Consider the following 8785-nt stretch of genomic DNA (forward strand, 5'->3'; position numbering starts at 1 on the left):
GGGCGTACGGGGGCACCGGGCTACGGCGCCCGGAGGGGCGTGAAGTCCAGCGGGAGGGACACCGGGCCCCGTGGGGAGAGGCCGGTCTCGCGGTAGCGCCGGGCCGGTGAAGGCCCGCACGACGATCTTCCGCTTGGCGGGTGCTCGGCCCCGTTCATCTGGGCGAGCACCCGCCCGCGCATCACCGGCTCGGCGCGCGCCCGCAACGTCTCTGTGTCGAAGGCCTGTTGGTCGGTGAGGACCCGCCGCACGTCCTGGCACCGGGAGACGAAGTAGCTGTCGATCGCCGGCCCGTAGTGCACCGGAGTCTGTTCCCTGCGACCGGGCGAAGTGGCGGTAGGGGGCGGCGGCGAAGTCCTCGGAGAGGACACTGATGCCAAACATTGGCCACAGGTTAGCAACTCGTGCTCGGTCGCCGGTGCCTGGCGGAGCGTCAGGAGGTCATCAGCAGCAGCCGTGTCTGCGCCACCAGCTTCCGGTTCACGCTGGTGCTCTGCACGAATATGGTGAAGTCGTCGTTCTGGTCGGGCTTCACCCGGACCTCCGCGTCCGGCAGCCCGAGCAGGGCGCGGGCCTCCGGCCCCGTGAAGACCCGGTCGGTCTTCTTCTCCAGCACCGCGATCTGCTTGCGCGCCTGGACCTTTTCCGACTTGCTCAGCTCGTAGAAAGCGCCACCGTTACGGAATTCGTGCCCGCATTCCACCACCCATTCCCGGACCGCCACATCGCGGGTCACCGGAATGAGCTGGTAGTCCGAGGACTTGAGCGGGGTGAGACCGGCCGCCTTGATGGTGTCCTTGTTGACCGCCTCGGCGCCCGTGGAGAACACCGCCCGGGATCCCCGGATGCCCTTGGTGCGGCCCACCATGAATTTCTCGGTGGCCTCCCGGATGACCTGCCCGGCCTCCTCCAGCCCCTGGGTGCTCGTGGCGTCCCAGACGGCCACGTTGTCCTTCGGGAAACCGCACTGCATCGCCTCGCGCCGGCCCATCTGGTCGGGCACCAGGACGGCCAGCGTCCAGTTGTCCTCCTGCGTCTCGATCATCTCGGACACCGCCCGCACCAGCGCCCGCGGATCCCTGGCCGGCGCGTCCGGGCCGCGGTGGCTCGCGTTCTCCTGGCCGTCGGTCAGCACGAACGTCAGGAAGCTGTGGTCCCCGTAGAGCTGCGCCGTCTGCGCCAGCTCCCGCTGCGACTTCAGCGTGGCCGCCAGCAGCGCCGTCATGCCGCCGACCCGGTAGAGCTGCTTCAAGGACGGCATCCGCAGGACGTCCTTGTCGTAGATGACGCATTCCACCGTGTCCGCGAAGACATAGACCGTGACACGCGTTTCCTGGTCCAATTCGCGCGACCGGCGGGCGAGATAGGCGATCTGCTGGTCGGCGACCTCGACGACCGCACCGGCCAGGTGCGACATCGACGAACTGGCGTCGAGAACGAGAGCGACGTGATTGATGTAGTTCTGGCTGGACCGGCGTGCGGACATGACCGCTTCCCCCTCGGTTGTGCGAACTCGATGCACTTACCTTCGCACCCACCACTGACAATCGATCTCCTGACGACCGCTCACGGCCTGCGCGTCCGGCGGTGCGGGAGGAGCGCCCCGGCGGCGGCCGCCGCGACCACCTCGGCGACGGTCGACAGCGCCGGGGAGTCCAGCTTCCACTGCTGCCAGTACAACGGGACGTCCATGGGCCGGTCCGGCGCCAGCTCCACCAGCCGCCCCGCCCGCAGGAGCGGCTCGGCCTGCGGCTCCGGCACCATCCCCCAGCCGAGTCCCGCGGCCACCGCGTCCCGGAACCCGTCCGAGGTGGGCACCAGGTGACGGACCGGACCGGCGCCCGACCGGCCCCGGGTGAGGGACCGTACGAAGGCGTCCTGGAGGTCGTCGCGCGCGTCGAAGGCCACCGTGGGGGCCACGCGCAGGTCCTCGGCCGGCGCCCCGGCGAGGTGCCGGGCGGCGAACTGCGGCGAGGCCGCGGCCCGGTAGCGGGCCAGCCCCAGCGGCCGTACCGTGCAGCCGGCCACCGGGTCGGGCGAGGAGGTGACCGCCGCCATCACCCGGCCCTCGCGCAGCAGGGCGGTGGTGTGCGACTCGTCCTCCCGGTACAGCTCGAAGCAGATCGGCGGATCCTGCGGTACGTCGCTGAGGGCGGGCAGGAACCAGGTGGCCAGCGAGTCGGCGTTGACCGCGATCGGCACCCGCACCGGCTTGGTCCGCATCAGCAGCACCCGCCCGGTGCGCTGCTCCAGGGCCTTGACGCGCTGGCTGACGGCGGAGGGAGTCACGTGCAGGACGGCGGCCGCGGCGTCGAAGGTGCCCTCGTCGACCACGGCGAGGAGGGTCCGGACCTGGTCCAGGGGAAGTTCGTCCATGAGTGAAGTATGGCTAAAGCTACCTAAGAATCCTTAGCTGTACTCATCCCTACGCTTTCCTTACGGTCGAGGTCATGACCAGCAGCTTCGCCGCCTTCACCAGCACCGGCCCCCTCCTGACCGCCGTCCTCGCCGGGTTCGGCACCGGACTCTCCCTCATCGTGGCCATCGGGGCCCAGAACGCCTTCGTGCTGCGCCAGGGCGTCCGACGGCACGCCGTCCTCGCCGTCGTCGCCATCTGCGCCGTCTCCGACGCCGTCCTGATCACGCTCGGCGTGGCGGGCGTCGGCGCCGTGGTCACCGCCTGGCCGGCCGCGCTGACCGCGGTCGGCCTGGCCGGCGGGGCGTTCCTGCTCGGCTACGGATTCCTGGCGGCCCGGCGGGCCCTGCGCCCGGACCCGGCCGCGACGCTGACGGCCGGCGGCCCCGACGCCGGGACCGTCCGCCGGGCGGTCCTGACCTGCCTGGCGATGACCTGGCTCAACCCCCACGTGTACCTGGACACCGTGCTCCTGCTCGGCTCGCTGGCCTCCGACCGCGGCGACCTGCGCTGGGCCTTCGGCGCGGGCGCGGCCCTGGCCAGCCTCGGCTGGTTCACCGCCCTCGGCTTCGGTGCCCGCCTCCTGAGCGGCGTCCTGTCCCGGCCGAAGGCCTGGCGGGTCCTGGACGGCCTGGTCGCGGCCACCATGCTGGCCACGGGCGGAATGCTGGTGGCCGGCGCCTGACGCGCAGTAGCATCCCCGGATGCCCAGCATCGAGACCCTCGCCCCCGCCGCGGGCGCCGTCGACGCGGCCGGGCTCGGCGCGTACGACGCCGAGGCCCTGGCCGGCTGCGCCGTGGACCGCGCGGAGCCGTGGTGGCGCCGGCTCGCCTGCGTCGAGGCCCTGGCCGGCCGGGTCCCGCCGAGCCGGCTCGACGACCTGCTCACCTGCCTGTACGACCGGACCGACACGGGCGTGGTGCGCAAGGCCCTGCTGGACCTCCTCTCGGACCGGGAGGAACTGCTGCCCTGGCTGCGCCACGAGGACCGGCGCGAGGAGAGCGCCTACGGCATGACGGAGGCGGCACTCGCCGCGCGCGGCCGGCTCGGCGACCTCACGGCCGCGCCCGGTCTGGCCGAACTCGCCTTCAGCCACTGGCGGCACAGCCGCGAGACCGGGGACGCCGGACTGGACGCGCTCGTGGCACGCCACGGCGCCGCGGCGGTCCTGGACCGCCTCGACGACGCCCGCCCCGAGGCCCGGGCGTGGCGGTGGCGCCGGCGGTGGCACGCCGGAGAGGACGTGACCGCCGCGCTCGCCGACCCCGACCCCGGGGTCGCCCACCTCATGCAGGACTACCTGACCGACCCGGCCGGGCTGCGCCGCTACCTCGCCGCCGCACCGACGGTCGACGCCGCGCTCTGGGCGGCGTACGCGCTGCACCGGCTGACGGAGGACGTCACCGAGACCCGCGCGGTCCACGAGGCGCTGGGGCGGCCGCGGGTCGAGGTCGAGGGCCTGGCGGAGGACGTGCGCCGGGCGATCGTGCACGAGTACGGGGCCTGGTGCGAGAAGCAGAGCGACCCGCGCTGGCGGATCGAGCAGCTGTGCACGCAACCGCCCGAACCACCGGACCAGGAGGCCCAGTTGCGCCGTGCCACCGCGGCCCTGGGCGCGGCCGGACTGGCCCCGCGGCCACCGGTGTCCTGCGGCGAGGCGCACCGGCAGGGCGACGGCACGTACCACGTGATCGAGTACGGCGACGGGCGCGAGCTGTTCCTCAGCACCCTCGGTCCCTACGCGGGCGACCACGAGGACGACCCCGAGGCCCGGGCGGCCCTCGAAGCGGCCGGGTTCCGGTGGATCGACGCGGAGCGCGGCGCCGTCCGCGTGACGGGACTCGGCGTCTACTACTTCGGCGCCCGGATCCCGCTCGACGTGCACACACTGCTGTTCTACTGGCAGGACTGAGGCCCCGCAGAGCCTCCCGGCCCCGCCGGGTAGGCTCTGCCGCATGTCCCCCTCCCTCACCCCCTGGATCCTGGCGCTCGTGTTCACCCCGCTGGGCACGGTCGTCGCAGCGGCGTCGTACGCCAAGGTCCGGCGCGTGCGCAGGCTGTTGCGGGACGGGGCCACGGCCGAGGGCGTGGTCGTCCGCCTCGAAGCCTCCCGGATGCAGGACGCGGACTCCGACGCCACCGTCACCCTGCGCAGCAGCGGTACGACCGTCTACGCCCCGGTCATCGCCTGGACCACGGGCGACGGCCGCCGCATGGAGACCACGTCGGCCCTCGCCCGGCCGCGCGACAAGGTGCCCGCCCCGGGCCGCCGGGTGCAGGTGCGCTACGACCCGGCGGACCCCACCCGCTGGACGCCGGCGGGCGACGGCCCCGCCCTGTGGCAGCTCTTCACCGCGGTGGGCGCCCTGTTCACCGCGACCGGACTGGGCTTCCTGGCGGGCGCCCTGCTCCCGTAGGGGGCCGGGTCCGCCGCCCGCCGCGTGTTCGACCGGAGGCCGGGGTCGGGACGGTGTTTGCTGGGGGAGCACAGGCTCCCGCGGTGGGGCCGCCACGCGCCAGGAGGAACCGGAATCATGAAGTTCGCACAGATCATCGACTTCGAGACCGAGCGCATCGACGAGGTCCGGGACCTCCTGCGCGGCTACGAGGAGCGGGTCCGCGCGGAGGGCCGCTCCGGCACCCCCACCGCCCGCACCCTCCTCAAGGACCGCGCGAACCCCCACCGCTACCTCGTCGTCGTGGAGTTCGAGTCCTACGAGGCCGCCATGGCCAACAGCAACGCCCCCGAGACCAGCGAACTGGCCCAGCACCTCTCGGCCCTGATGACCCGGCCCACGACCTACACCGACTGCGACGTCGAGGACCAGCAGACCCTCGGCTGAGACGGGCCCCGGGCGGCGACGTACGGCCCGGGCGGGCCCGGCCCTCCCGGTCACCGCCGGCGGAGCAGCAGCTCGTCTCCCTGCTGCCGGCCGTCCCGGGCCCGGTCAAGGGCCCGGGTGCCCGGCGCGCACGCCTGCCGCAGGGCGTCTCGTTCGGCCTCCGGCAGCCGCCGGGACGCGCCCCGGCGGCTGCCGTCCAGCCGGGCCGTCCCCGCGTCGAGCCACCGGGGCAGCGGCTCCACCCCGATGAAACCGGCCAGCCGCGTCAGCTCCGCGCGCGGGGCGTCGAGCAGGTCCTCGTAGGCCAGGGTCGTCCGCATCGGGGCCGGCACCGCGTCGAGCGCGGCCGTGCCCCGGACCACCAGCTCCGACCACAGCGCCCCGAAACCGGCCGTGGGCAGCTCCCGTTCCCGCACCAGGCCGGAGTCGAACTCCTCGCCCAGCAGAGGGGCGAGCTCGGGCGGCAGGGAGCGGACCTGATCCTCGGTCAGGTCCTCCACCCGCTCCGCACCGGTACGGGCGAGGATCTCCCGCAGCAGGAAGATCAGCCGGTAGCCGGTGTGCCGGCTCATGGACAGGGCGCAGTCGGGTCCGTCCCGGAACAGGTGCACGAACCGCGCCCGCGGGAAGACCCTGCGCAGCAGCGGCACCCGCTCCAGCGAATAGCCCGACCGTTCGACCGCCGCCGTCCGTCCGAACCGTACGCCCAGCAGGTCGAACAGTGCTTCGTAGTGCTCGGCGGCGGTCCGCGCGGGCCAGCCGGGCACCTGCTGCGCCAGGTCGTCGAACAGCCCGTCCGGGTCCTCGGTCAGGTGCGGCAGCACCATCAGACAGAGGGCGGGAATGCCCGTGGTCGCGGTCGCGAAGCGGCCGGGGCGGCGGGTGTACAGGAACTCCGGCATCGGCACGCCGTTGCGGATCATCCGCTCGAACAACGGGTTGGGGCGGGCCAGCAGCTCCCAGAACTCCGCCCCGTCCAGGCGGCCTTCGGGCAGCCCCCGGCTCTGCACCGACGACAGCAGCTCGTTGAGGCTGAGCACCTCCGGATGCGCGTGGAGGATCCCGGACAACGCGGTCGACCCACTGCGGCCCGTACCGACGACGAAGGTCAACGTGCGCATGCCCTCACCCTTCCGCACCCACCGGAACGGGCAGACTACCGTCCGTGGCCGGCCGCCAGGAAGTCCCGGAACACCTCGGCGGAGTGGGGGTTCTGGTCGCACTGCCACACGCCGTGCGGGCAGTAGTCGGTGATGCTGTGGTAGAGCGGCCGCTGTTCGGCGATCCAGCCGAGCATCCCGCGCACGTACTCGGCGTTGTCGCCGTGACGGAACAACCCCCATTCGGGGTACGAGATCCGCTTGCGGTGCTGCTTGGCGAAGTCGACCTGGTGCTGGAGGCCGTACGGCTGGGTGACCATGTCGTCGAAGGTCTCGCCGGGCGGCTGGTCGTAGCTGTCCATGCCGATGATGTCGACCACGTCGTCCCCGGGGTAGCACCGGGTCCAGGCGATGGCGTCGCTGCCCCGGTTGGGGGCGAAGTCGAAGCGGAACCGCTGGCCCTTCACCGAGCGCATGGCGCCCACGATCCGCTGCCAGTAGCGCTTCCAGGCCTCGGGGTCGGGGCGGCACCGGTGGGTGTAGTTGAAGCCGTTCATCTCCCAGCCCAGCACGACGACCGTGTCCGGCACCCCGAGACGGACCAGCCGCTGGGCCAGCTTCCGGAAGTGGTGGTCGTACTCGCCGTGCGCGCCGGCCCGCAGCAGTTCCGCGACCTCCGCGTCCGGGACGCCCGCCTCGTTGCGCGCCAGCATCGGCACGTTCAGGACGAACAGCCGGTCCGACCGCTGCTTGCGCCAACGGGCCCAGCTCTCCAGGGAGTCGGGAGCCCCCTCGATGTTCGTCCACGTGTCGCCCGGCAGGTAGGTGTGCCCGGCGCGCAGCTCCGTCCCCCCGAGCCAGTGCGAGAACCCCCGCATCCGGTCGACGCCGGGCGTGCCGTAGTGGAGGTAGACGCCCACCGCGGACCCGCCCCCCGAACCCCCTGCCGTTCCCCGCGGGACGGAGGCCTCGTGCGGAGCGGGGGCGATCGCCCCGCCGATGAAGAGCAGGCCGGCGGTGACCGTACCGACGCAGGCGCCGACCATCCAGCGGCGTCTCCGGGACATGGCGTCTCCTGAGCTTCGCGGACCGATGTGCTTGGCACCGACGTTAGACAGTCCCTACGGCTCACAGCCCGCCCGGTGCCCCGATGCTGGGCCATTCGCGCTACCCGCACGCCCCCGCTTCGCCCGACCCGGTGAAATCCCGCAGCGGTGCCGGGACGCCGAACGCGTCCCGGCACCGCCGGTGAGGAGGGCGCCGCCCGGGTCCGTCAGTGGGCGGCGGCGTCGGGGATCCACGAGCCGTGGATCATGGCCGGGACGCGCCGGGGGAGGTGGACCGTGGCGACCGGTGCCCGGTCGAGGTCGGACGCGTCGAGCACCAGCAGGCGGGAGCTGTCGGTGTTGAGGTCGCTGACCACGGTCAGGAGGTAGCCCGCGTCCTCCTCGGCGGCCGCCCCGGTCGCGTCGGCGGTGCCGGCCGCGTCGGCGGTGCCGGTCGCGTCGGCGGGGGCGGCCGGGACGAAGACGGCCTCGCTGGGCAGCCGGCCGGTCCCGAACGGCTTGATCTGGCGGCCCCCGGTGACCCGGTCGTACTTGACGAGCGCGTGCGTGCCGATGCCGAGGTCGTCGGGGAAGGACAGCGCGTACTGGTAGCGGTGCTCCCGCCCGGTGAACGCGTCGTTGATGGTGGGGAATTCGACGACCAGGTCGTCGGTGTGCTCCTCGTGGACCCGGCCTGCCGCCAGGTCCACCGTCCAACGGGTGGCACGCGAGCCCGAGTTGGGCTCGGCGCCGCGGTCAGGGGCGCCGACCCACCAGTTCCAGGAGCGCTGCCAGCCCTCCCGGCCCACGGCCGGTCCCTCGACGACGATGCGGCCGAAGGCGTCCTCGTAGGCGTTGGCGAGGTGCATGGCGTAGCCGGGCGCCACGTCGAACCAGCGGACCTGCGCCGCCCCGCCCTCGCTCCTGGGCATCACGCCGATCCGCGAGGGCTGGGCGTCGCTCCAGGAGTACGGGATGCCGGAATGCTCGGTCGGGTCGAAGGTGACTGCCCCCTCCATGAACACCACGAAGTGCTCGGTCAGGGCGAAGTCGTGCTTGAGGGCGGCGGTCGCCCCCGGGACCTCCTGGCTGCGCAGCACGGTGCCGTCGGGCGAGGACACGTGGTAGGTCAGGAAGGGTGGGAGGGGTGAGGAGGCGAAGAAGTGCAGTTCGCCGGTGTGGGGGTCTTCTTTGGGGTGGGCGGTCATGGCGGTGGTGAGGGTGCCGTTCCAGTTGTAGGGGCCGATGGTGTCGAGTTGGGGGGTGAGTTCGTAGGGGAGGTTGGCTTCGCTGAGGGCGAGGAGGCGTCCGGCGTGTTCGATGACGTGGGTGCCGGCGGTGCTGGCGGTGAGGTCGGGGCCGTGGGGGGTCATGTAGGG

General features: G+C 73.0%; 10 protein-coding genes. 4 read left to right on the forward strand and 6 right to left on the reverse strand.

Annotated features, from left to right (window positions below):
- Positions 1-20: 20 nt before the first annotated feature.
- From EF918_RS27830 to EF918_RS27840, 3 genes are all read right to left on the reverse strand, one after another.
- Complete coding sequence (locus EF918_RS27830) at positions 21-302, reverse strand: hypothetical protein (protein WP_185921950.1); 282 nt, start codon at positions 300-302, stop codon at positions 21-23.
- A 131-nt stretch (positions 303-433) separates the two neighbouring features.
- Complete coding sequence (locus EF918_RS27835; protein WP_125651684.1) at positions 434-1486, reverse strand: vWA domain-containing protein; 1053 nt, start codon at positions 1484-1486, stop codon at positions 434-436.
- Positions 1487-1566: 80 nt separating this feature from the next.
- A complete protein-coding gene (locus EF918_RS27840; RefSeq protein WP_125651685.1) occupies positions 1567-2376 on the reverse strand; it encodes a LysR family transcriptional regulator ArgP in 810 nt (269 codons plus the stop codon).
- A 74-nt stretch (positions 2377-2450) separates the two neighbouring features.
- On the opposite strand from EF918_RS27840, the gene EF918_RS27845 reads away from it, so the two are divergent.
- The 4 genes from EF918_RS27845 (at position 2451) to EF918_RS27860 (ending at position 5260) form a co-directional block, all read left to right on the forward strand.
- Positions 2451-3101 carry a LysE/ArgO family amino acid transporter gene (locus EF918_RS27845; protein WP_125651686.1) on the forward strand — a complete coding sequence of 217 codons (651 nt, stop codon included), beginning with the start codon at positions 2451-2453 and terminating at the stop codon, positions 3099-3101.
- Positions 3102-3120: 19 nt separating this feature from the next.
- Positions 3121-4329: a hypothetical protein gene (locus EF918_RS27850; protein ID WP_125651687.1), complete on the forward strand. Its 1209-nt coding sequence runs from the start codon at positions 3121-3123 to the stop codon at positions 4327-4329.
- A gap of 43 nt (positions 4330-4372) precedes the next feature.
- Positions 4373-4834: a DUF3592 domain-containing protein gene (locus EF918_RS27855; RefSeq protein WP_125651688.1), complete on the forward strand. Its 462-nt coding sequence runs from the start codon at positions 4373-4375 to the stop codon at positions 4832-4834.
- Positions 4835-4951: 117 nt separating this feature from the next.
- Positions 4952-5260, forward strand: a complete 309-nt coding sequence (locus EF918_RS27860; RefSeq protein ID WP_125651689.1) for a putative quinol monooxygenase — start codon at positions 4952-4954, stop codon at positions 5258-5260.
- A 50-nt stretch (positions 5261-5310) separates the two neighbouring features.
- Here the strand turns inward: EF918_RS27860 and EF918_RS27865 are convergent, their stop codons facing one another.
- The 3 genes from EF918_RS27865 to EF918_RS27875 form a co-directional block, all read right to left on the reverse strand.
- Positions 5311-6381: a sulfotransferase gene (locus EF918_RS27865; protein WP_125651690.1), complete on the reverse strand. Its 1071-nt coding sequence runs from the start codon at positions 6379-6381 to the stop codon at positions 5311-5313.
- Between the two features lie 35 nt (positions 6382-6416).
- Entirely contained in the window at positions 6417-7427 is a 1011-nt protein-coding gene (locus EF918_RS27870) for a glycoside hydrolase family 26 protein (protein ID WP_125651691.1), read from the reverse strand.
- A gap of 206 nt (positions 7428-7633) precedes the next feature.
- A partial coding sequence (locus EF918_RS27875; protein ID WP_148141270.1) for a carotenoid oxygenase family protein occupies positions 7634-8785 on the reverse strand: 1152 nt, incomplete at its 5' end.

Origin of the sequence: Streptomyces sp. WAC06614, assembly GCF_003949795.1 — a bacterium.
In the GTDB taxonomy this organism is placed as follows: domain Bacteria; phylum Actinomycetota; class Actinomycetes; order Streptomycetales; family Streptomycetaceae; genus Streptomyces.

Bases quoted from the DNA above. Each gene is read 5' to 3' on its own strand.
- EF918_RS27835 (WP_125651684.1), bottom strand. From the start codon at position 1,486: ATGTCCGCACGCCGGTCCAGCCAGAACTACATCAATCACGTCGCTCTC.
- EF918_RS27840 (WP_125651685.1), bottom strand. From the start codon at position 2,376: ATGGACGAACTTCCCCTGGACCAGGTCCGGACCCTCCTCGCCGTGGTC.
- EF918_RS27845 (WP_125651686.1), top strand. From the start codon at position 2,451: ATGACCAGCAGCTTCGCCGCCTTCACCAGCACCGGCCCCCTCCTGACC.
- EF918_RS27850 (WP_125651687.1), top strand. From the start codon at position 3,121: ATGCCCAGCATCGAGACCCTCGCCCCCGCCGCGGGCGCCGTCGACGCG.
- EF918_RS27855 (WP_125651688.1), top strand. From the start codon at position 4,373: ATGTCCCCCTCCCTCACCCCCTGGATCCTGGCGCTCGTGTTCACCCCG.
- EF918_RS27860 (WP_125651689.1), top strand. From the start codon at position 4,952: ATGAAGTTCGCACAGATCATCGACTTCGAGACCGAGCGCATCGACGAG.
- EF918_RS27865 (WP_125651690.1), bottom strand. From the start codon at position 6,381: ATGCGCACGTTGACCTTCGTCGTCGGTACGGGCCGCAGTGGGTCGACC.
- EF918_RS27870 (WP_125651691.1), bottom strand. From the start codon at position 7,427: ATGTCCCGGAGACGCCGCTGGATGGTCGGCGCCTGCGTCGGTACGGTC.